This is a genomic window from Aminobacter ciceronei, assembly GCF_014138625.1.
Lineage (GTDB): Bacteria > Pseudomonadota > Alphaproteobacteria > Rhizobiales > Rhizobiaceae > Aminobacter > Aminobacter ciceronei.
In genome coordinates, this window is record NZ_JACJHY010000030.1 from 65,428 (window position 1) to 86,354 (window position 20,927).

The 20,927-nt window shown below is 64.8% G+C and carries 17 protein-coding genes; 11 read left to right on the forward strand and 6 right to left on the reverse strand.

Going from position 1 to position 20,927, the window contains the following annotated elements:
• The first annotated feature begins 281 nt into the window (after positions 1 to 281).
• The 3 genes from HNQ95_RS25640 (at position 282) to HNQ95_RS25650 (ending at position 2,915) form a co-directional block, all read left to right on the forward strand.
• Positions 282 to 947 carry a helix-turn-helix domain-containing protein gene (locus tag HNQ95_RS25640; RefSeq protein ID WP_182575572.1) on the forward strand — a complete coding sequence of 222 codons (666 nt, stop codon included), beginning with the start codon at positions 282 to 284 and terminating at the stop codon, positions 945 to 947.
• Between the two features lie 134 nt (positions 948 to 1,081).
• Positions 1,082 to 2,206, forward strand: a complete 1,125-nt coding sequence (locus HNQ95_RS25645) for an epoxide hydrolase family protein (protein WP_182575571.1) — start codon at positions 1,082 to 1,084, stop codon at positions 2,204 to 2,206.
• Positions 2,207 to 2,318: 112 nt separating this feature from the next.
• Entirely contained in the window at positions 2,319 to 2,915 is a 597-nt protein-coding gene (locus tag HNQ95_RS25650) for a dihydrofolate reductase family protein (protein WP_182575570.1), read from the forward strand.
• A 13-nt stretch (positions 2,916 to 2,928) separates the two neighbouring features.
• On the opposite strand, the gene HNQ95_RS25655 is transcribed toward HNQ95_RS25650, so the two are convergent.
• The gene (locus HNQ95_RS25655) at positions 2,929 to 3,972 is read right to left on the reverse strand and encodes a helix-turn-helix domain-containing protein (RefSeq protein ID WP_312874167.1); all 1,044 of its coding nucleotides are present in this window, start codon (positions 3,970 to 3,972) and stop codon (positions 2,929 to 2,931) included.
• Positions 3,973 to 4,101: 129 nt separating this feature from the next.
• Here HNQ95_RS25655 and HNQ95_RS25660 point away from each other — a divergent pair, with 129 nt between their 5' ends.
• Entirely contained in the window at positions 4,102 to 5,160 is a 1,059-nt protein-coding gene (locus tag HNQ95_RS25660) for an alpha/beta hydrolase family protein (RefSeq protein ID WP_182575568.1), read from the forward strand.
• Between the two features lie 29 nt (positions 5,161 to 5,189).
• Here the strand turns inward: HNQ95_RS25660 and HNQ95_RS25665 are convergent, their stop codons facing one another.
• Positions 5,190 to 5,831, reverse strand: coding sequence for a TetR/AcrR family transcriptional regulator (locus HNQ95_RS25665; RefSeq protein ID WP_067955371.1), 642 nt, complete (start codon positions 5,829 to 5,831; stop codon positions 5,190 to 5,192).
• Between the two features lie 110 nt (positions 5,832 to 5,941).
• Between HNQ95_RS25665 and HNQ95_RS25670 the strand changes: the two genes are divergently transcribed.
• A complete protein-coding gene (locus HNQ95_RS25670; protein ID WP_210252524.1) occupies positions 5,942 to 6,490 on the forward strand; it encodes a GFA family protein in 549 nt (182 codons plus the stop codon).
• Positions 6,474 to 6,776 (forward strand): DUF6958 family protein, encoded by a 303-nt coding sequence (locus HNQ95_RS25675; protein WP_067955372.1) that lies wholly within the window; start codon positions 6,474 to 6,476, stop codon positions 6,774 to 6,776. Before HNQ95_RS25670 ends, HNQ95_RS25675 begins: the two co-directional genes overlap by 17 nt.
• A 12-nt stretch (positions 6,777 to 6,788) precedes the next feature.
• Here the strand turns inward: HNQ95_RS25675 and HNQ95_RS25680 are convergent, their stop codons facing one another.
• Together HNQ95_RS25680 and HNQ95_RS25685 are read right to left on the reverse strand one after the other, a co-directional pair.
• Positions 6,789 to 7,301: a Clp protease N-terminal domain-containing protein gene (locus tag HNQ95_RS25680; protein ID WP_067955375.1), complete on the reverse strand. Its 513-nt coding sequence runs from the start codon at positions 7,299 to 7,301 to the stop codon at positions 6,789 to 6,791.
• 9 nt (positions 7,302 to 7,310) lie between these two features.
• On the reverse strand, positions 7,311 to 7,529 hold the full coding sequence (locus HNQ95_RS25685; protein WP_067955378.1) for a hypothetical protein: 219 nt from the start codon (positions 7,527 to 7,529) through the stop codon (positions 7,311 to 7,313).
• A 218-nt stretch (positions 7,530 to 7,747) separates the two neighbouring features.
• Here HNQ95_RS25685 and HNQ95_RS25690 point away from each other — a divergent pair, with 218 nt between their 5' ends.
• Together HNQ95_RS25690 and HNQ95_RS25695 are read left to right on the forward strand one after the other, a co-directional pair.
• Positions 7,748 to 10,207, forward strand: coding sequence for an EAL domain-containing protein (locus HNQ95_RS25690; RefSeq protein ID WP_312870993.1), 2,460 nt, complete (start codon positions 7,748 to 7,750; stop codon positions 10,205 to 10,207).
• Positions 10,208 to 10,279: 72 nt separating this feature from the next.
• Positions 10,280 to 10,585, forward strand: coding sequence for a hypothetical protein (locus tag HNQ95_RS25695; RefSeq protein WP_067955379.1), 306 nt, complete (start codon positions 10,280 to 10,282; stop codon positions 10,583 to 10,585).
• A gap of 19 nt (positions 10,586 to 10,604) precedes the next feature.
• Here HNQ95_RS25695 and HNQ95_RS25700 read toward each other — a convergent pair whose 3' ends face one another.
• Positions 10,605 to 11,450 carry an aldo/keto reductase gene (locus tag HNQ95_RS25700; RefSeq protein WP_067955381.1) on the reverse strand — a complete coding sequence of 282 codons (846 nt, stop codon included), beginning with the start codon at positions 11,448 to 11,450 and terminating at the stop codon, positions 10,605 to 10,607.
• A 517-nt stretch (positions 11,451 to 11,967) separates the two neighbouring features.
• Between HNQ95_RS25700 and HNQ95_RS25705 the strand changes: the two genes are divergently transcribed.
• On the forward strand, positions 11,968 to 14,118 hold the full coding sequence (locus HNQ95_RS25705) for a TonB-dependent receptor domain-containing protein (protein WP_182575567.1): 2,151 nt from the start codon (positions 11,968 to 11,970) through the stop codon (positions 14,116 to 14,118).
• 204 nt (positions 14,119 to 14,322) lie between these two features.
• On the opposite strand, the gene HNQ95_RS25710 is transcribed toward HNQ95_RS25705, so the two are convergent.
• Complete coding sequence (locus HNQ95_RS25710; RefSeq protein ID WP_067955384.1) at positions 14,323 to 16,815, reverse strand: heavy metal translocating P-type ATPase; 2,493 nt, start codon at positions 16,813 to 16,815, stop codon at positions 14,323 to 14,325.
• A 139-nt stretch (positions 16,816 to 16,954) separates the two neighbouring features.
• Between HNQ95_RS25710 and HNQ95_RS25715 the strand changes: the two genes are divergently transcribed.
• On the forward strand, positions 16,955 to 18,022 hold the full coding sequence (locus HNQ95_RS25715) for a glycosyltransferase family 10 domain-containing protein (protein ID WP_083948315.1): 1,068 nt from the start codon (positions 16,955 to 16,957) through the stop codon (positions 18,020 to 18,022).
• Between the two features lie 82 nt (positions 18,023 to 18,104).
• Positions 18,105 to 20,900 (forward strand): [protein-PII] uridylyltransferase, encoded by a 2,796-nt coding sequence (locus tag HNQ95_RS25720; RefSeq protein ID WP_067955388.1) that lies wholly within the window; start codon positions 18,105 to 18,107, stop codon positions 20,898 to 20,900.
• Positions 20,901 to 20,927 lie beyond the last annotated feature (27 nt).

Sequence of the window (20,927 nt, forward strand, 5' to 3'; positions counted from 1 at the left end):
CGCGAGGACAGGATGATGACGGCACATGAACAAGCCCTTTGATTGGGCCGGGCCGTTCCCGGACATTCTTTCCCTGGCGGGAGAGGACGTTACCTCGCGGGCAGGAAACTACCCGCCGTCACCGGCGTGTCAAGCTGCGGCCGGCGTCCGAAAAGGCTTGAGCCAACAGCTATCGGCCGTAGCCCCAACGGTGTCGACCAGCGCCACCTCGGGGCCAGTGCACCCTTGCCTCATCAGCCAACTCCGGCGACACTGCCCCCGCGAGGAGCGCGGCGGCTGACATGCATGAGGTCGTGACACTGGAAGGCTGGTCGTCGCCGTTCGTCGAGTCGGTGACGCGGACAAGCTTTGCGACCGGCGGCTCGATGCAGATCCAGCCGGATGGCTGCTGGGACGTGGTCATTTTCAGGAATGCCGACACCACCACCGTGCTGCGCACCGGGCTGACCACCGCTGCCGTCTGCCATGACTATGCCGCCGGCGACGAAATCCTTTCCATCGCCTTCAAGCCGAGCAGCTTCATGCCGCTGATGCCGGGCGAGGTCATGCGCGACCAGGGTGTGGTGCTGGACTTGATCGGCAAGGACCGCTTCCGGCTCGGCTCCGACGTGCTGGAGATCCCGACCTTCGAAACGGTCGACGGCTTCGTCCGCAAGCTGGTGCGCAACTCCATCGTCGAGGACAACCGGGTGGTCGCCTCAATCGTCTCGGGCCATCCGATGGCAATGTCGGAGCGGACGCTGCAGCGGCATTTCCTGAAGACAACCGGCGTCACCTACAAGACCTTCACGCAGATCGAACGCGCCCAGAAGGCGGTGGTGCTGCTGCAACAGGGCCGGCCGGCGGCGGACGTCGCCTTTGCGCTGGGTTATGCCGACCAGCCGCACATGATCCGCTCGGTCAAGGCGATCATGGGCGTCACCCCCGGACAGGCCGCGCGCAGCTGAAACTGTCGGAAATCTTCAATCCGCAAGACCATGCCGCCGGCTAGAAAGGATGCACTTTCAACCCTGTGAACGGCCCCCTGAGATCGCACGATTTTCGCTGGGGTCATGCACATAGCAAAAATGGACACGCGGCAATGTCTGACATCACCCCTTTCAAGATCGCCATTTCTGAAGCCGATCTGGCCGACCTCAAGGCGCGGCTCGCCAACACTCGGCTCGCCAACGAGATTCCAGGCACCGGCTGGAGCTACGGCATGGCATCCAGTTTCGTCACCCGTGCGATCGAGCGGCTGAAGAACGGCTTCGACTGGCGCACGCAGGAGGCAGAGATCAACGCCAACGCGCAGTTCGTCACCGAGATCGACGGCCAGACCATCCATTTCCTGCATGTGAAGTCGGGGGTTATCGATGCCGTACCGCTGCTCCTGCTGCATGGCTGGCCGAGCTCGTTCGTCGAGTTCCTCGGCGCGATCGGGCCGCTGACTAAGGCTGGCTTCGATCTCGTCATCCCGTCGCTGCCCGGCTTCGGTTTCTCCGGCCCGACGCGCGCGACAGGCTGGAATGACGGCCGCATCGCCAGCGCCATGCTCGAGCTGATGTCGCGCCTCGGCTACAAGCGCTTCGGCGTGCAGGGCGGCGATGCCGGTGCGATCATCGCCCCTGCCATCGGCCGGGCAGCACCTGACCGGATCATCGGCGTGCATGTCAACGCGGCAACGATGGGCTTCATTCCGCTTGGGCCCATCGATGCCAGCGAGATCGCCACGTTCAGCGATGCCGAGAAGAGCCGATTGCAGCGCCTGCAACAGTTCATGGCCGAACGCTTCGGCTTCAATGCGCTGCAGTCGAGCCGGCCCCAGACGCTGGCCTATGGCATTTCAGACTCGCCGGCCGGTCTCATCGCCTGGCTGGGCGACATGTTTGCCGGCTTCGGCGACAGCCCTGATGCCGTCGAGCTCGACCGGTTCCTGACCAATGTGCTGGTCTACTGGTTCACCGGCACCGCAGCCTCGTCGATCCGGCTCTATTATGAAAACGCCCACGATCCCGAAGCCTGGTCGCCGAAGCCGAATTCTGGCGTGCCGACGGGCGTTGCCGTCTTTGCCCGCGACGAGGTCGCCATCCGCCGCTACGGCGAAGAAGGCAACACGATCCTGCGCTGGACGGAGCTTGCCAGCGGCGGCCATTTTGCGGCGATGGAAGTGCCCGAGGTCTGGGCGGAAGAGGTCGCCGCCTTCTTTGTCGGGCTGCAGCGCTAGCTGCCTGAGATTGCGGAATGCGACAGCGCGCGGCCAATGAAATGGCCGCGCGCTGTGGGTATCTGTCGTTCCCGTGCGTCCTCGGGTCAGGACCGCAACGGAGGAGACGGCGATGAGAGAGCTGGTGTTGAAGATGTCGATGTCGGTCGACGGTTTCGTCAGCGACCTGGACGGGCGAAACGGCTGGATGTTCGGCACCGACCAGGAGGCCAAGGCGTGGAGCGTGGAGTTCCTGTGGAACGCCAGCCTGCACATCAAGGGCAGCCGCACCTTCCATGGCATGGCTGCCTGGTGGCCAACTTCCACCGACCAGTTCGCGGCACCGATGAACCAGATCCCCAAGGCGGTGTTCTCGCGGCGGGGGCCGCCAATCCTGGCGAACGCCACAACGGCGACCACGCAGGCTGCGCTGCAAGCCGGCGCGGAGAGCTGGGCGCAGGCCTATGTGGCGAGCGGTGACCTCGCGGAGGAAATCGCCAGGCTGAAGGCGCAGGAGGGCAAGCCGATCGTCGCCCATGGCGGGGTCAGCTTTGCCCGCAGCCTCGTCGCCGGCCGGCTGGTCGACCGCTTCGCGTTGCTGGTCGTCCCTGTGGCGCTTGGCCAGGGCCTGCCGCTGTTTTCCGAACTCGCCGCGCCGGCCCGGCTCGAGCTGGTGAGTTCGAGAGCCATTCCAGGCGGTGCCGTGGCGCAGACCTACCGCGCGGCGTGACGATGGCGGCCGCTCAAGCGGCGTTCGCGGCCCTGCGCCGGTTCTGCTCGCGCCAGGAGGCGGGGCTCAGCGTGGTGACGCGGCGGAACTCGCGGTTGAAGTTGGACTTGGTCTGGAAGCCGGCATCGAGCATGGCCGATGTGACCGACATGTCGGTGTCCCTGAGCAGGCGGCAGGCTTCCGAAATCCTGACGTCGTTGATGTACTGCGAAACATTCTTGCCGGCGAGGCGGTTGATGGCGCCCGAGATCTGTCGCGCCGGCACGCCCGCGCGGCGGGCCAGCCTGGACAGGGTCAAATTGTCGTCGCGATAGAGCTTCTGGTCGATCAGCAGGCGCTGGACCTGATCGAGCACCTCGCGGTCCTGCTCGGACGGCGACGGCTCGGGTGGATTGGTCTGGGTCGGTGTCGAGGGATGGGCGCGCGAGGCGACGAAGGCAGTCAGGCCAATGAAGAACAGGCCGAGCAGATTGGCGTTGCTGGCAATGACGGCGGCGTTTTCGCCCTGCCATTTTTCGAAGGCGAGCAAAACGCCGAGGTCGAACAGGGCCGACAGGCAGAGCGCGACAGCGGCGATGATGAGCGCGCGGTGGGCGGCGACCGCGCTGTCGAGGCGCGCCTCGACCAGAGCGTCCGGGCCGCTGCGTCCGAGGTGCAGCACGGCGATTGCATAGCCGACGAACAGCACGACAAGTGCTGCATCGATAAAGGCGGGCGCGAACAGCACGATGGCAGTCATGACCAGAGGCGGCAAGGCGTGCAGCCAGCGTGTGGCACCGCCCTGGGTATCATCGCGCTGGAGCAAGGTGCGGAAACTGAACAGCACCAAAGGCGGCAGGCCGGCAGCCAGGATCGGCTGGACATAGCGCGCCGCCTCGACATGATAGCCCCAGCGCAGACCGACGACGACCGACTGCACGGCGCAGAGCGCGACGAGGACGAGGAAGGCGGTGTTGCCGCCTGATGTTTCGCGGGCGCGCAATGCTGCGACGAGCAGGATGACCAGCAACAGGGCGGCGACGAAGGACAAGGGCACGAAGATCAAGGCGAATCCCACGGGAGAGCAGACAGCCGATCATGGCCTCTATCGCGATCGAGCACGACCTGAATCGCGATCGAGGACGCCGATAAAGGTCAATTTCGCCATTGCTCGCTCGTCTTCATCCGCAAACAGAGCGAGGTTCCCGTGCTCCAGTTACTCACCACCATTCCCGCCCTCATCGGCTTCGTCTCCGCCTGCTTCGCTTCGGAAGCGGGCATCAAAGAGATGTCGGTGCCGCAGACCGGCCGCGATCTATCCGTGACCGTCTGGTATCCGGCAGCCGTCGGCGGCAAGCCGACAATTGTCGGCGACAACAAGGTGTTCAAGGGCGCGGCAGCCAGCATTGATGCACCCGTAGTGCCGGGCCGCCATCCGCTGGTGCTGCTGTCGCATGGATCGGGCAGCCGCGTGCAGGCGATGAGCTGGCTCGCCACCGAGCTTGCCAAGGCGGGTTTCGTCGTTGCCGGCCCCAACCATCCGGGCACGACCAGCGGTTTTTCCACCCCGGCCGAAACGCCGAAGCTGTGGCAGCGCACGGCCGATCTGTCCGCCGTCATCGACGCACTGGCCAGGGATCCGGCCTGGAGCAGCGTCATCGATGCCGACAGGATCGGCATCGTCGGCTTCTCGCTCGGTGGTGCCAGTGCCATGGAGCTTTCGGGCGCGCGCGCCAATCTCGAGGCCTATGCCCGCTATTGCGACAGCTACAAGAAGTGGGACTGCGCCTGGTTTGTAAGCGGCGTCGGCTACGTCAATGACGAGAAGATTACAGTCGACAAGGTAGACCTGCGCCGCATCGATCAGGCGCGCTTCGAGCAGTCGAACCTCGACCAGCGGATCAAGACGGCGGTGCTGGCCGATCCCGGCCTCGCCCAGGCCTATGACCCCGACAGCCTGAAGGACATCGCGATCCCGATGCACTTCATCAATCTCGGCGAGGGTGAAGGCATTCCGCTGGCTGTCATCTCCGATGGACTCGCGAAGCTGACGTCCAAGGGGACCTATGCGACCGTGGCGGGTGCGACGCATTTCAGCTTCCTGCCCGAGTGCAAGGACGGTGCGGCCGAACTGCTCAAGTCGTTTGGCGAGTTCGATCCGATCTGTTCGGACGAGGCCGGCCGACCACGCGGCGAACTGCATGCCGAGCTGATCGGGCTGGTGAAGGACGCGCTGGTGCGCGACCTGATGGCATCAGGTCAATGAACCCTGCGGCGCCGGCCACCAGCCGGCGCCTATGCCCGATGCGTGGCGCGCGGGCCGAAGGCAGCGAGGAAGATGCGCACGCTTTCGGCAGCGTGGCCGCGGCAGGCCGCGGCGGGCAGGATGGCGTCGTCGCCCAGAAGCATGGCGTCGTTGACGGGGGCCCCCATCACCAGCCAGTTGAAGAACGACGCCGCGGCCTCGAGGTCGTCGGCCTCGATCTGGCCGAGCCTGCGGTAGCGCTCGAAGGCGCGCGACAGGCGGGTAATCGAGCGCTGCGGGCCGAGCGCATGCAGCGCCCTGCCCAGTTCCGGAAAGCGCTCGACCTCGCCGATGACCAGCCGCCGCAGTTGCATCAGCTTCGGCGTCATGACGATGGTGAGCTGAAGTTCGGCAAATTCCTGGAGGTAATCGGCGATCGGGCGGTCGTCGACGGGGTCGGCGACCTGCTCCTGGTGGACGTCGCCGGCAACGCCGGTCAGCCCCCTGACGACATCGAGGAACAAGGCTTCCTTGCTGTGGAAATGGGCATAGACGGTCTGCTTGGAAACGTCGGCGACCGCTGCGATCTCGTCCATATTGGCGCCAAGGAAACCGTTGCGGAGAAACAGGCCGGCGGCGGCATCGAGGATGGTGTCGCGTGTCCGTTCCTGGCGCGTTTTGGCGGTCTTCATCAATGCACGTCCCTGTATCGGCAGCTGCGATGTCGAGCATAAGCCGAAGCCGTTGACAAATCAAACTGGACGGTCCAGTTTAGTTTTAAATCGACGGACGAGGTGATGAGATGGCTGACATGCGACGGATCGCCTGCAGATGCGGACAGGTGGCATTCGAGGCGAGCGGCACGCCGATCGTCGGCGCGATCTGCTATTGCTCCAGCTGCCAGAAGGCAGGCGGGATTTTCGCCGCGCTACCCGGCGGCGCGCCGGTGCTCGAAAGCGACGGCGGCACGAACTACACGCTCTACCGCAAAGACCGGATCCGCTGTGCGCATGGCGCCGAGCTGTTGCGCGAACACCGGCTGAGCCGGACGGCGCCGACCCGGCGCGTGGTGGCTTCCTGTTGCAACTCGCCGATGTTTCTGGAGTTCAAGGGCGGGCATTGGCTGTCGGTCTATCGCGAGCGCATCGACCCCGCCGACCGGCCACCGGCCGAGATGCGCACGATGACCGCCGACCGCAGGTCCGGCGTCGAATTCACAGACAGCCTGCCGAGTTATGCCAAGCATTCCGGCCGCTTCATGTGGCGGCTTTTGTCTGCCTGGGCGGCGATGGGTTTTCGCGCCCCCAAGATCGAATATGTAAAGGGAGAGCTCGATGTCCAAGGCGGCTGAGAAGATCGAGATCCGCAACATCGTCTCGCCCAACCATGTCGTGCGTGTCGACAAGGCAAAATACACCGCCATGCGCGACGCGTTGCTTGAGGTGCTGCCGGCAACCACGCCGGGCCTGACCGTGGCGGAAACCAAGGCGGCGGTGCTGCCGATCCTGTCCGAGGAGCTGTTTCCCGGCGGCGACAAGGCCGGCTGGTGGCTGAAGGCAGCCCAGCTCGACCTCGAAGCACAAGGCGTCATCCAGCGCGAGGCGACCAAGCCGCTCCGGCTTCACCGGGCGAAGTGAGCGCGTCCCGGCTCAGGGACGCGCATCGGCGCCGGCGACAGCTTCGGCGGCGGATCTGAGTTGGGCAAGGTCGATGCCCATCGCCCGCAAGGCGCGGGCGGCAACGCCGTGCGGCATGCCGGCAACGATGGCAACGACATGCGCGCCGAGCAGCGGGCCGTGCTGGCTTCGGCTTGCCGCCAGCGCCTGCATGACCTCCTGCCCGGAGGCCGACGCATTGAATGCGCCGGGGCGTGCGGCCAGCCGCTCCGACCCGGCCGACGACGACGAAGCGATATCCAGGCCGATGGCGGCAAGGGCGTCGCCATACTGACGGGCGATGGCTTGGTGCAGCGCCGCGGGATCCGCGCCGACCGCTGCGAAGGCTTGCCGCGCCGTGCTGTCGGGCAGGTCGAGCGCGGCGAGCAGGAAGTGCTCGGCGCCCGGCTCGCGCTGATGATCCCGCAACGCATGTTGCTCCGCCCCGGTGCATAGCGTGCCGATCGTGCCGATGTCGTTGAAACGCGCCTTGATGCGGCTGAACATTCTCGTCTCCTAGCTCTCCGGCCCATCGCCGATGTCGGACAGCCGCTTGTGGGCGGCCTGCTTGCTGACGCCGAGTGCCTGGGCGATCCGCGCCCATGACCAGCCCTGCCCGAGCGCCGACCTGACCGCGCGCCGCTCGAGCGTGTCGGCCAGCCGTCGCAAGGCAACCACCGCGGCCAGCGCTTCGTCGGGATCATCGGGCAAATGCAGGGCGTTCAGATCAACCATTCGTCAACATTAGTTGACGTAGGCAATTCCGTCAACCCAAGTTGACGGAAGATCGCTGGCAGCAGGCCGGAAATACCTTACCCTACGTCAATGTACTGGATAGTGCTTTGAACCTTACAGGGAAAGGAATTTTAAAGCTTGCTCATATAGGTATTGCAACTATTCGCGCCGCAAACGCGAGGAGAACAAGCTGGGGGGCGAGTTCGTTCGCCATACATGTGACGAGACAACGCGACATCAGATCCAGGTTTCAGCTCATCGGGCTGCTGTGGCCCTTCATCGCCGTTGTCCTGATACAGACCGTCATTGCCGGTGCCAGTCTCTATACCTTGTCTGCCGTGCGCGCCTATGCTGCAGGCGAAAGCGCCTGGTCGAAAGGCCACAAGGACGCGATCTACTATCTGACGCTTTATGCCAATTCCGGCGATGCCAACTATTTCGAACGCTTCCGCCACGCCATTGCGGTGCCGCTTGCCGACCGCGACGCGCGCCTGGCGATGGAAAAACCGCTGTTCGACTATGACGCCGCCTATGACGGCTTCCTTCGCGGCGGCAACCATCCCAACGACAATCCCGGCCTGATCTGGCTGTTCAAGAACTTCCGCCACGTGCCTTACCTGTCCAATGCCGTCGACCGCTGGATCGACGCCGATCCGAAGATCCTGGAGATCGCGGCACTCGGCGAGGCCATGCATGCCGGCATCTCGAGCGGCAGTGCCTCGGCAGAACAGCTCGCGGCGTGGAAGAAGGACATCCATCGTCTGCACGAAGAGACGGCACCGCTGGCTGAGGCCTTCTCCGTCTCGCTCGGGCGCGGCTCGCGCGACATCACCGTGCTGCTGCTCTGCGTCAACGTGGTAACCGCAGGCGCCCTGATCCTTTTGGCGATGCGGCGCACGGGCAATCTGCTGGAGCAGCGCCGGGCGTTTGAAAGCGCTTTGAATGCCGAGCGGGAGCGCGCTCAGATCACGCTGGCCTCGATCGGCCAGGCCGTCGTTGCAACCGACGCCGAGGGCCGGCTCGACTATATGAACGAAGCGGCCGAGGCGATGCTCGACTGGCATGGCGCCAGCGCCAAGGGCAAGCCACTCGACCAGCTGTTCCGGCTGGTCAGCGAAGAGAGCGACGAAGAAGACAACGGCTTCATCGCACGCGTCCTTTCGGGCGAAGCGGTCGGCGGCAGCGGCGTGCCGCAGCAACTGATGCGGCCGGACCTTTCGAGCGTCGCAGTGTCGCTGGTGGCAGCGCCGCTCTATGTCGACGGCAAGGTGGCGGGCGCGGTGCTGGTGTTCCACGACCGCACCAAGGAACAGGAATTCATGGCGCAGCTGTCGTGGCAGGCGAGCCATGACACGCTGACCTCGCTGGCCAACCGCCGCGAATTCGAGGCGCGGCTGAACGCGTCGCTGGCAGCCCTGGCCAAGCGCCCGGCGGTGCACGCGCTGATGTATCTCGACCTCGACCAGTTCAAGATCGTCAACGACACCTGCGGCCATGCGGCCGGCGACGAACTCCTGCGCAAGGTGTCGGCGGCACTGCACAGCCGGTTGCGCCCGACCGATCTTCTGGCACGGCTGGGTGGCGACGAATTCGGCATCCTGATGGAGAACTGCCCCGAGGAGCTCGCGGCAAGCACCGCCGAGAGCCTGCGCCAGGCCGTCGACGAGCTGAACTTCGTCTGGGCGGGACGCGCTTTCAAGATCAGCGTCAGCATCGGCGTGGTTGGAATGTCGGATGCCAGCATGACGCTGGAAGAGATTCTGCGCAGCGTCGACGTCGCCTGCTACATGGCCAAGGAGCGCGGCCGCAATCGCATCCAGATCCAGCAGATCGGCGACATGGAGGTGGAGCAGCGGCTGAGCGAGATGGCCTGGGTGCAGCGCCTGCGCGAAGCGCTGGAGCAGAACCGTTTCCGCATCTTCGCCCAGGAGATCGTGCCGTTGCATGGCGATGGCGCGGCAGGCGCCCATGTCGAGCTGTTGGTCCGGCTGGCCGATGCCGAGGACAAGCTGATTGCACCAGGCGAATTCATCCCTGCGGCCGAGCGCTACGGGCTGATGCCGCTGATCGACCGCTGGATGGTGCGCCAGGCCTTCGGCATCCTGGCCCGGCAGACGGCCGACGCTTCACCGATCACCACCTGCGCCATCAACCTGTCGGGCGCGAGCTTCGGCGACGACAGCTTTGCCGACTACGTATTGGAGCAGTTTGCCCGCAGCGGCATTTCGCCCGCGACCATCTGCTTCGAGATCACCGAGACCAGCGCGATCGCCGACCTCGACCGGGCGGCCCGCTTCATCGCCACGCTGCAGGCGCATGGCTGCCGCTTCTCGCTCGACGATTTCGGTGCGGGCATGTCGTCGTTCAGCTATCTCAAGGCCCTGCCCGTCGACTACCTCAAGATCGACGGCGGCTTCGTCAAGGACATGCTTGTCGACCGCATCGACCGCGCCATGGTCGAGATGATCCAGCATATCGGCGAAGTGACGGGCAAGCGCACCATCGCCGAGTTCGTCGAGAACGACGACATTGCCAGGGCGTTGCGCGACATCGGCGTCGATTATGCGCAAGGCTTTGGCATCGCCAAGCCGCGGCCATTTGGCGAGCACTATGTCGGCATCAAGAGCCGCAGCTTCGAGGCAAGGATCGGTGCGCCCGACGTGGCGCTGGCAAGCTGAGCCCATGTGCGCTTGCGGCACGGTCGCAGCAGCGCAACAATGCCTGATGTCGTCCAGACATGGGGGAATGAAATGAACAAGACTTTGGCTGGTGTGTCTGCCCTGGCGGCAGCCCTTGAGCTTGCAACGCCGGCGCATGCGTCGATCCCGCTTCTCAACGCCACCTGCCCCGGCAACATCGAGGTCCATGCCGACCAAGGCGGGCCGGTCTACATCAACGGCAAGGAAGGCGCGCTGAAGAAGTTCAACGACAACTACTTCGAGATCAAGGGCGCCGGCGTGACCATCTCGCTGAGCATCAATCCCGATGGCTCGCCGAGCGTCTCCTACACCGGCAAGGGCGGCGCCAACGGTATCTGTTCCGTCAAGGCGAGCTGACAGACGCCGGCCAAAACGGTCAGATCATCTCCAGAGGACGCTTGCGCGATGGCGGCGGGAACAGGCGGTCGAGTTCGGCCAGATCCTGCCCGGTCAGCCTGATATCGCGCGCAGCGGCGTTCTGCCTGACATGCTCGAGGCGCGTCGCCTTGGGGATTGCTATGACGCCTGACTGGGCCAGGACCCAGGCGAGCGCGATCTGCGCGGCGGTCGCCTCATGGCGGGCGGCGATGCCTTGGAGACCCTTGTTGCCGGCGAGCGCACCCTGCTCGACGGGCGAATAGGCCATGACAGGCATGCCGAGGCCCCGGCACTGCGGCAACAGATCGAACTCGATGCCGCGGCGGGTGAGGTTGTAGAGCACCTGGTTGGACTGGCAGGCGCCGCCCTTGGACAGACGGCTCATCTCTTCCATGTCATCGGCATCGAAATTGCTGACGCCCCAGTGGCGAATCTTGCCCGACTGACGCAGCTCCTCGAAGACGGCGATGGTTTCCGACAGCGGCACGCCGCCGCGCCAGTGCAACAGGTACAGATCGATCCGGTCGGTGTGCATGCGCCTTAGGCTCGCCTCGCAGGCGCGGATGACGCCATTGCGCGAAGCGTTGGACGGCAGCACCTTGGAGACGAGGAACACCTCGTCGCGGCGCCCTGCAATGGCCTCGCCCACCACCTTTTCCGCACCGCCGGTGCCATACATTTCGGCGGTGTCGATCAAGGTGACGCCAAGATCGAGCCCAAGCTGAAGTGCGGCGACTTCGTCGGCGACGCGGCTGCGGTCCTCGCCCATCATCCAGGTGCCCTGGCCGAGGGTCGGCACGGCCTCGCCCGAGGGCAGCGTCGTGATTGCGGACGGTGAAGGCATGGCAGTCTCCTCGGCGATTTGTGTCAGCTTACCGCACCGGGCCACGTTGGCTACAGCGTCGACGCGTTGCTCGTCTTTTCAAACCGCTTTGCAGGATGACGACCGATGCCGCGCAGTTACGGCAACAAAGCCTATGGGTTCGTCTTCAGCGGCTGTCTCAGGCAGCTGGAAGGCACTGATATAGCCGTCCGCATGCGCCTGTGGGCGACGCAAAATCGCCTCGCATAAAACTTGACTACAAATATCAAGTTAATGTAGCTCAGCTTCATGGCCGTCGACCGGCCAACGGGGTGGTCAAACAACATACTGAAATTTCGATGTCTTCTCTCGGATGCCTGGACGAGAGGCCGACCGCCTGTGTTTGGGCGCTCATTGCCAGTGTTTTCAATGGCGCGTTGAGAGCCTGGGCTCATCCCATCAATCAGGCGCCAAGTCGTCTTCCGAGAAGACGCGCATCAGAAGCTAGCAGTTCTTTCTCCAGAGCAAGCCACTGATTCCCAGCATTCCGAGGAACACAGTGAACAATCATCACATCATCCGTTGCAGCACTGTCGCGTTGGCGGCCGTGTGCAGCGCCATTGCCCTCAGCGTGGCGAATGCCCAGTCCCCCAACGGCGCCGAGCAGCCGCCCAAGCCGGTCAAGTCAGACCGGAAGGCGCCGGCAACGAGCCCATTGGTGCTGCCACCCATCACGGTCAGCGCCGGCAGCGATACGAAAGCGCCCTTCCAGACATCAGGTGGCGTCAGCGTCATCGACGGCAAGATCGTCCAGGAGAAATTTGGCGGTGACGCCAATGCCATCGTTCGCAGCATGCCGGGCACGTTCACCCGCATGTCGTCGAGCCAGCCCGGCGTGTCGGTGAACATCCGCGGCTTCGAAGCCGATGGCCGCGTTAACACGATGATCGACGGAGTGCCCCAGACCTTCAGGAACACCGCAGGCCACGCCTCCACCGGCGGCGAGTTGCTCTACATCGACACCAACCTTCTTGCCGGCATCGGCGCGGAACGCGGCGCGGTCAATGGCGCCTATGGCATGGGCTCGCTGGCAGGTGCGGTCAATTTCCGCACCATCGAGTTCGACGACGTCGTGCTCGAAGGCCAGGACCGGGGCGTCAAGACGACCGTCAAGGCAGGCAGCAATGGCTATGGCGCTTCGGGGATGGCCGCGGCAGGTGTCCAGACCGAATTGGCCGGAGGTGGCCAAGCCTCTATCCTGGGCGCGTTCAGCTATGGCGAGCATGGCAACTACCAGCGTGGCGACGGCACCTACAACAGGCCCGACGCCAGCAACAAGCCCGGGTCCGGCCTGGTGAAGCTGCACTTCCAGCCCGACGACGTGCACGACCTAAGGCTGGGCGCGCGCTGGTACAAGAACGACTTCCTGGTTTCGGGCTACAACTGGGGTGTCGACAACGCGACCTATACGGCCAACTACAAATACCAGCCCGGCGGCGACTGGATCGACCTCAGGATCAACGGCTACTACAACCGCACCGACATGTCTTACGATCCGACGACGGGCGGATCGTACCGCAAGCGCAACACGCGCGACTTCGGCTTCGGCTTCGACATCGCCAATACCAGCCGGTTCGACATTACCGACGAGCTCAGCGCGCGCTGGGACTATGGCGCGGCCTATTCGTCCAACGACTACAAGGTCAACCTGTTCCGCGGCGCCAATCCGCCCGGGCACATGCAGAAGGCGCGCGCCTTCTCCGACCTCACCCTGTCACAGGGTATCTTCGAGCTGAACGCCGGCCTCAACTACGACTACTGGGACCTGAGCGGTCGCCAGAGCCCGTGCAAACCGAATATCGGCTTCTGCCCGCCGACCGGTGGCAATGTCGATGTCTCCAGGCACGAATCCGCGCTGAACCCGAAGATCACGCTGTCGGCAAAGCCGCTCGACTGGCTGCAGCCCTATGTGACCTACTCACACACCTTCAGGCCGCCCTCGGCGCGCGAGGCGCTGTGGGCGCTGGTTCCGATCGGATCTGGCGTCGGCGGTGGCCAGTACTCCAACTTCCACCTCAACCCGGAAACATCAAGGGGCTGGGAGATCGGCGCCAATATCGTCAGGAACGACCTGCTTTATGGCGGCGACGAGCTGCGGCTTAAGGTGAACTACTTCAACAACGCCATCGACAACTACATCGTCAACAATCTGATCAATATCCCGGGCGACCCTTACGAACGGGCGATCTGGGTCAACGTTCCCGGAACGACGCACTCACGGGGCTTCGAGGTCGAGGGCGGTTATGATGCCGGCATCGCCTACGTCAATCTCTCCTACACCCAGGCGAGCAACAACCAGCCGGTTGGCTGGGGCGCCGGCATCGGCAATGGCGATTCGACTTTCCTGCCGGAGAGCAAGGTCTCCGTCGATGTCGGCATCCGCGCCTTCGAGGAAGCACTGACAATCGGCGCGACGATGAACCATGTCGGCGGCAGCCGCTATGCGGTTGGCTTCGGCGATACTGCAACCAAGGAGGCCTATACGCTGTTCAACGCCTATGCCTCGTACAAGGTCAACAAGAACGCCACGGCGTTCCTGAACGTCGAGAACCTGACCAACGTGGCCTACAGCCCGGCGGTGTCGGGCGAGATGGGCGACAAGACCGGCCGAGGGCGCACCATCACGGTGGGGCTGACGACCCAGTTCTGACGGCGCCGCCAACCGGCGAGGAGCGGGGTGCCCCTGCTCCTCAGCTTCGGCGCTGGCCGCCTGCGGATGATGCCGCAGGCAACGTCGACACCGGTTGGGTCAGACCGGCGCGGTTTCGAGCAGAACGGCAACCAGCATTCCCGTCGCCATCAGGGCGAGCACGATCTTTCTGAACACTCACATCTCCTCGTTGGAGGCCGCATCTCAGAGTTTGATCGCCCTCAGCCGCAGCGCGTTGGCAATGACCGACACCGACGACAGGCTCATCGCGGCGGCGGCAATCATCGGCGACAGAAGCGTGCCGAGGACCGGAAATAGGACGCCTGCGGCGACGGGAACACCCAGCACGTTGTAGATGAAGGCGAAGAACAGGTTTTCCTTGATGTTGCGGATGGTGCCCCGGGCGAGCTTGCGCGCCCGGACGATGCCGCCGAGGTCGCCCTTGACCAGGGTGATGCCGGCACTCTCCATGGCGACGTCGGCGCCGGTGCCCATGGCGATGCCGACATCGGCGGCAGCAAGTGCGGGCGCGTCGTTGACGCCGTCGCCGGCCATGGCCACACCCTGCCCCTTGGCGCGCAACTCGTCGACCAGCGCCTTCTTGCTCTCCGGCAGCATGTCGGCACGAACCTCGTCGATTCCGAGCTTTTCAGCGACAGCTTTTGCCGTGCGGGCATTGTCGCCGGTGGCCATGATGATCCTGAGGCCGAGGTCGTGCAGCTCGCGGATGGCGACAGCCGCCGATGTCTTGATCGGGTCGGCGACAGCGACGATGCCGGCCGGCTTGCCGTCGACGGCAACGAACATCGCCGTCTTGCCCTCGGCGCGCAGGCTGTCGGCGCGGGAAGCGAGGCCAGCGAATTCAAGCCCGAGATCGGCCATCATGGCGGCATTGCCGAGCGCCACCTTGCGGCCGGAGACCGTGCCCGAAACGCCCTTGCCGGTGATCGATTCGAAGTCCTGCGCGTCCGGCACGGTGACACCACGCTTGGATGCACCGTCGACGATGGCCTCGGCAAGTGGGTGCTCGGATCCCTTTTCGAGCCCGGCGGCGAGCGACAGCAACTCATCGCCCGAGATGCCGTCGGCGGCGACCACGTCGGTCAACTGCGGCCGCCCCTCGGTCAGCGTGCCTGTCTTGTCGACGATCAGCGTATCGACCTTGGCGAAACGCTCCAGCGCCTCGGCATCCTTGATCAGCACGCCGGCCTGGGCGCCGCGACCGGTGGCGGTCATGACCGACATCGGCGTGGCGAGGCCGAGCGCGCAGGGGCAGGCGATGATCAGCACCGACACCGCCGAGACGATGGCAAAGACCATGCTCGGCTCGGGCCCGATCAGCGCCCAGACGATGAAGGCGATGATCGCGATGACCACTACCGCAGGGACGAAATAGAACGAGATGCGGTCGGCGAGCCCCTGGATTGGCGCGCGGCTGCGCTGGGCCTTGGCGACCATGTCGACGATCTGCGACAGCACCGTGTCGGCACCGACCTTGTCGGCGCGCATGATCAGCGAGCCGTTCTTGTTGAGCGTGCCGCCGGTGACGCGCTCGCCCTCGACCTTTTCGACCGGAACCGGCTCGCCCGTGATCATCGATTCGTCGACCGACGAGCGGCCCTCGAGCACGATGCCGTCGACCGGAACGCCGTCACCGGGGCGGATGCGCAGGCGGTCGCCGCTGACGACCTCCTCAAGTGGGACCTCGGTTTCCGAGCCGTCGGCGGCGATGCGACGCGCCGTCTTGGGCGCCAGGTCGAGAAGCGCGCGGATGGCCGAACCGGTGCGCTCGCGCGCCCTGAGCTCCAGCACCTGGCCAAGGAAGACGAGCGCGACGATGACGCTGGCCGCCTCGAAATAGACCGGCACCGAGCCGCCATGGCCGCGGAACTGGTGTGGAAAGAGGTCGGGAAACAGCGTGGCCACGACCGAATAGAGATAGGCCGCGCCGACGCCGAGCGAGATCAGCGTCCACATGTTGGGGCTGCGGTTGCGGAACGAATCCAGGCCGCGATGAAAGAAGGGCAGCGCTGCCCAGAGCACAACGGGCGTTGCCAGGATCAGCTCGAGCCAGGAAGCGAGCGGCTCGCCGATCCAGTCACGTGTCGGCAGGCCGACCATCGGCCCCATGGTGATGATCAAAAGTGGGATGGACAGGACCGCGCTGATCCAGAAACGCCTGGTGAAGTCGACAAGCTCGGGATTTGGACCGTCGTCGGCGGACGGCATCATCGGCTCGAGCGCCATGCCGCATATCGGGCAGGAGCCGGGCTTGTCCCTGACGATCTCGGGATGCATCGGGCAGGTGTATTGTGACCCCTTGGGCGCCGGCGCCGCGGCCGGCTTGCCGGAGGTGTATTTTGCCGGCTCGACTGTGAACTTGCCCGCGCAGGAGGACGAGCAGAAGTAATAACCGGAACCTTCGTGCTTGAGAAAGTGTCTGGCCGAGTCGCGGGCGACGTCCAAGCCGCAGACCGGGTCCTTGGCGCTCACATATTTGTCGGGCGCCGCCTGGAACTTGCCACGACACGAGGCGCTGCAGAAATGGAACAGGCGGCCGCCATGTTCGAGCGACGGCTTGCCGGCAGCGGGATCGACGGTCATGCCGCAGACGGCGTCGCGAACCACCGTTTCGGGCGCCGCGCCGTGACCGTGGCCATGGTGGGTGTGTCCGGCGTGATCTTCAGTATGTTTCATCTCAAGAAATCCAGTATATGCAGCGGCATGGGCCAGTAAGGTAGATGTTCCACCTGCTGGAAGGTCAAGGCTTCCACAGGATGGAACGTCGGCCGGGCTGCGCGATGCCGGGGCGACCTTACGCGAGTACAGATGCAGCATGACCGATAGAGCCGTAACCAGCGCGACGTCCCTGCCCGGCCAAGCCGTGGTGAAGGTCCATTGCTGCCATTTCTGGCAGGACATGCCGCCGCGTCGCGCCGTCGAGAGCTATGTCGCGCCGTGGGCGCAGGCCTGCGGCGTGGCGATCGAATATTGCGACGAGCTCGATCAGGCCGACCTCGTGCTGATCGGACCGTTCGCGCCCAAGAATCAGAATGTCGGCCGCACCCGCATGCCCGACGTGCCCGCCGGCGACTATGAGCGCGTCTTCCTGACGGGCGAAAACGCAACGCCGCTGATGGACCATTGCGAGTGGGCGCTGGCCTTCGACTACGAAGCCGATATCGGCAACGAGCGCTACATGCGCTACCCGCTTTACGTCTGGAGCAGCGGCGGCGATTCGATCCTGCACTGCCTGACGGGACTGCCGCCCGAGACACCCGAACAGCGCGCCAACAGGCCACATTTCTGCGCCTTCATCTATGGCAACAAGCGCGCCAAGCTGCGCCGCTGGCTGTTCCGGGCCCTGTCGCTCTACCGCCGGGTCGACGCACCTGGCCGGGTGCAGCGCAACTGCGCGCCGATCGGCAACTCGCGCGACGACAAGCTGGCGTTTCTCAGGGACAGGCGCTTCACCATCGCCTTCGAAAACAGCAGCGCTGCCGGCTACACGACCGAGAAGCTCGTCGACGCTATGCTCGCCGGCAGCGTGCCGATCTACTGGGGCAACCCGCGGGTCGCAGAGGATTTCGACGAGCGCTGCTTCATCAACTGGCATGCGCATGAAAAGCGCATCTGCGACGGGCTTGCCTTCGGCTGGCAGCCGCTGGCACGGTCGCCCCTGATGCGCAAGCTGGCCGTGCCGCTGACGCTGATTTCGGTGGCGCGGCGGACGGTGAGGGCCGATCGCGACCCGGCGCTCTATGAAGCGTTCTTCGCGCAAAGCCCGCTGACGGCGTATTCGCGAGCGTTCCTGGACGAGACGGCGATCGCAGGGCGGTGGGCAACAATTCTGCGCGCCGCGCTGGGGCGGGCCACAGCCAAGCAGCGCGCGGCCGCAGGTTGAACGGGGCCCCGACGTCGGCCATACACATGGCTGGAAAATCACGCTATAGACGCCGCCACAAGGGCGAGGCCAGCCGAGGCAGATGAACAAAGTTCCGCTCAAACTCGAAGAGCTGATCGACGCGGACGCGCTGCGCCGCGAACTGACGGCGCAGACCAGCGACGGCGACGGTACCGACCCGGCCGTGCGCGCCAAGGCGCTGCAGCTGTTCAAGGACCACATCGCCGCCGGCAAGAAGATCGCCGAGAACATGCTGATGGACGATGGCGGCGGCACACTCTGTGCCGTGCGGATCTCGCACCTGATGGACGAGATCATCCGCGTCCTCTACGATTTCGCCGTCACCCACGTCTACCGCGCCAAGAACCCGTCCTCGGCGGAGCGCATGGCTGTCGTCGCCGTTGGCGGCTATGGCCGCGGCACGCTGGCGCCCGGCTCCGACATCGACCTGTTGTTCCTGCTGCCCTACAAGCAGACGCCGTGGGGCGAGCAGATCGTCGAATATATGCTCTACATGCTGTGGGACATGGGGCTGAAGGTCGGCCACGCCACCCGCAACATCGATGAATGCATCCGCCTGTCGCGCAGCGACATCACCATCCGCACGGCGATCCTGGAAGCGCGCTTCATCTGGGGCGAGCAGAAGCTCTGCGACGAACTGATCGACCGCTTCGACAAGGAGCTGGTGAAAGGCACCGGCCCCGAATACGTGCAGGCAAAGCTCGCCGAGCGTGATGGCCGCCACGCCAAGGCGGGCGAGAGCCGCTATCTGGTCGAACCCAACATCAAGGACGGCAAGGGCGGCTTGCGCGACCTGCACACGCTGTTCTGGATCGCCAAATATTACTACCGCGTGCGCACCGGCGCCGAGCTGATCAACAAGGGCGTGTTCACCGAGGGCGAATACGGCCAGTTCGTCGAGGCCGAGGATTTTCTCTGGGCGGTGCGTTGCCACATGCATTTCCTGACCGGCAAGCCCGAGGAAAGGCTGCATTTCGACATCCAGCGGGAGATCGCCCAGCGCCTCGGCTACACCACCCAGCCCGGGCTTTCGGCGGTCGAACGCTTCATGAAGGACTACTTCCTGGTGGCCAAGGAAGTGGGCGACCTGACTCGCATCTTTTGCGCCGCCCTGGAAGAGGAACAGGCCAAAGACGCGCCGGGCTTCCACGGGCTGCTGCAGGGCTTTTCCAGGCGACGGCGCAAGCTCGCCGGCACCAGCGACTTCATCATCGACAACCAGCGCATCAACGTCGCCGACGACAAGGTGTTTTCGCGCGACCCGGTCAACATGCTGCGCTTCTTCTGGTTCGCGGACCGGCACGGGCTGGAGCTGCATCCCAATGCGCTCAAGCTTCTGACCCGCTCGCTCGGTCTCGTCGACAAGGGCCTGCGCCGCAACGAGGAAGCCAACCGCTATTTCCTCGACATCCTGACCTCGGACCGCAGCCCCGAGCTCAACATGCGGCGCATGAACGAGGCCGGACTGCTGGGCCGGCTGATCCCCGACTTCGGCAAGATCGTCGCGATGATGCAGTTCTCGATGTATCACCACTACACCGTCGACGAGCACCTCTTGCGCTGCATCGGCGTGCTCTCCGAGATAGAGCATGGCGACGGCGCCAAGATCCATCCGCTCAGCCATTCGCTGATCGGCGGCCTGAAGAAGCAGCGCGAGGTGCTCTATGTCGCGGTGCTGCTGCACGACATCGCCAAGGGCCGGCCGGAGGACCATTCGGAGGCCGGCGGCAAGATCGCCCGCCGCATCTGCCCGCATATGGGACTGTCGCCGACCGACACGGAGACCGTCGCCTGGCTGGTCGAGAACCACCTGGTGATGTCGATGACGGCGCAGACGCGCGACCTCAACGACCGCAAGACCATCGACGATTTCGCCGACGTCGTGCAGTCGGTCGAGCGGCTGAAGCTGCTCTTGATCCTGACCGTCTGTGACATCCGCGGCGTCGGCCCGGGCGTGTGGAACGGCTGGAAGGGCCAGTTGCTGCGCACGCTGTATTACGAGACCGAGCTCCTCCTGACCGGTGGCTTTTCCGAGCTGTCGCGGGCCGAGCGCACGGCGGCGGCACGCGAGACTTTGGCCGCGGCACTTTCCGACTGGCCGGAGGCGGCGCGGCGGAAATACGTCAAGCTGCATTATGACAACTACCTGCTGACCGTCGACCTGGAAGACCAGAAGCGTCATGCCGAGTTCATCCGCGGCGCCGATGCGGCCGGCAAGCAGTTGTCGACAATGGTGCGGACCCACGAATTCGAGGCCGTCACCGAGATCACCATCCTGGCGCAGGATCATCCGCGCCTGCTGTCGGTGATCGCAGGCGCCTGTGCGGCTGCCGGCGGCAACATCGTCGACGCGCAGATCTTCACCACCGCCGATGGGCGGGCGCTCGACATCATCCTGATCAGCCGCGAATTCGACCGCGACGAGGACGAGCGTCGGCGCGCCGAACGTGTCGGCCAGCTGATCGAGGACGTGCTGTCGGGCCGGGCCTGGCTGCCGGAGATGATCGCCAAGCGGGCCAAGCCGAAGCGCGGCCAGAAGACCTTCCGCATCCAGCCGCGTGCGGAAATCCGCAATGCGCTGTCGAACCGTTTCTCGGTGATCGAGGTCGAAGGCCTCGACCGCCCCGGCTTCCTGTCGGAGATCACGGGCGCGCTGTCCGACCTGTCGCTCGACATCGCCTCGGCACACATCACCACCTTCGGCGAGAAGGTGATCGACACCTTCTACGTCACCGACCTGACCGGCCAGAAGATCGACAACCCGACACGGCTCGAGAATATCCGTACCCGCCTGATCGCCACCCTCGAGGGCGCAAGCGCCGAGCGGACCAAGGCCAAGGCGGCGGCGGCCGAATGACGCCAGCCATGATCCCGCCCAAATCCG

What these genes read in the sequence shown, in the direction of transcription:
- HNQ95_RS25640 (WP_182575572.1), top strand. Translation starts at nt 282, where the DNA reads ATGCATGAGGTCGTGACACTGGAAGGCTGGTCGTCGCCGTTCGTCGAG.
- HNQ95_RS25645 (WP_182575571.1), top strand. Translation starts at nt 1,082, where the DNA reads ATGTCTGACATCACCCCTTTCAAGATCGCCATTTCTGAAGCCGATCTG.
- HNQ95_RS25650 (WP_182575570.1), top strand. Translation starts at nt 2,319, where the DNA reads ATGAGAGAGCTGGTGTTGAAGATGTCGATGTCGGTCGACGGTTTCGTC.
- HNQ95_RS25665 (WP_067955371.1), bottom strand. Translation starts at nt 5,831, where the DNA reads ATGAAGACCGCCAAAACGCGCCAGGAACGGACACGCGACACCATCCTC.
- HNQ95_RS25670 (WP_210252524.1), top strand. Translation starts at nt 5,942, where the DNA reads ATGGCTGACATGCGACGGATCGCCTGCAGATGCGGACAGGTGGCATTC.
- HNQ95_RS25675 (WP_067955372.1), top strand. Translation starts at nt 6,474, where the DNA reads ATGTCCAAGGCGGCTGAGAAGATCGAGATCCGCAACATCGTCTCGCCC.
- HNQ95_RS25680 (WP_067955375.1), bottom strand. Translation starts at nt 7,301, where the DNA reads ATGTTCAGCCGCATCAAGGCGCGTTTCAACGACATCGGCACGATCGGC.
- HNQ95_RS25685 (WP_067955378.1), bottom strand. Translation starts at nt 7,529, where the DNA reads ATGGTTGATCTGAACGCCCTGCATTTGCCCGATGATCCCGACGAAGCG.
- HNQ95_RS25695 (WP_067955379.1), top strand. Translation starts at nt 10,280, where the DNA reads ATGAACAAGACTTTGGCTGGTGTGTCTGCCCTGGCGGCAGCCCTTGAG.
- HNQ95_RS25700 (WP_067955381.1), bottom strand. Translation starts at nt 11,450, where the DNA reads ATGCCTTCACCGTCCGCAATCACGACGCTGCCCTCGGGCGAGGCCGTG.
- HNQ95_RS25710 (WP_067955384.1), bottom strand. Translation starts at nt 16,815, where the DNA reads ATGAAACATACTGAAGATCACGCCGGACACACCCACCATGGCCACGGT.
- HNQ95_RS25715 (WP_083948315.1), top strand. Translation starts at nt 16,955, where the DNA reads ATGACCGATAGAGCCGTAACCAGCGCGACGTCCCTGCCCGGCCAAGCC.
- HNQ95_RS25720 (WP_067955388.1), top strand. Translation starts at nt 18,105, where the DNA reads ATGAACAAAGTTCCGCTCAAACTCGAAGAGCTGATCGACGCGGACGCG.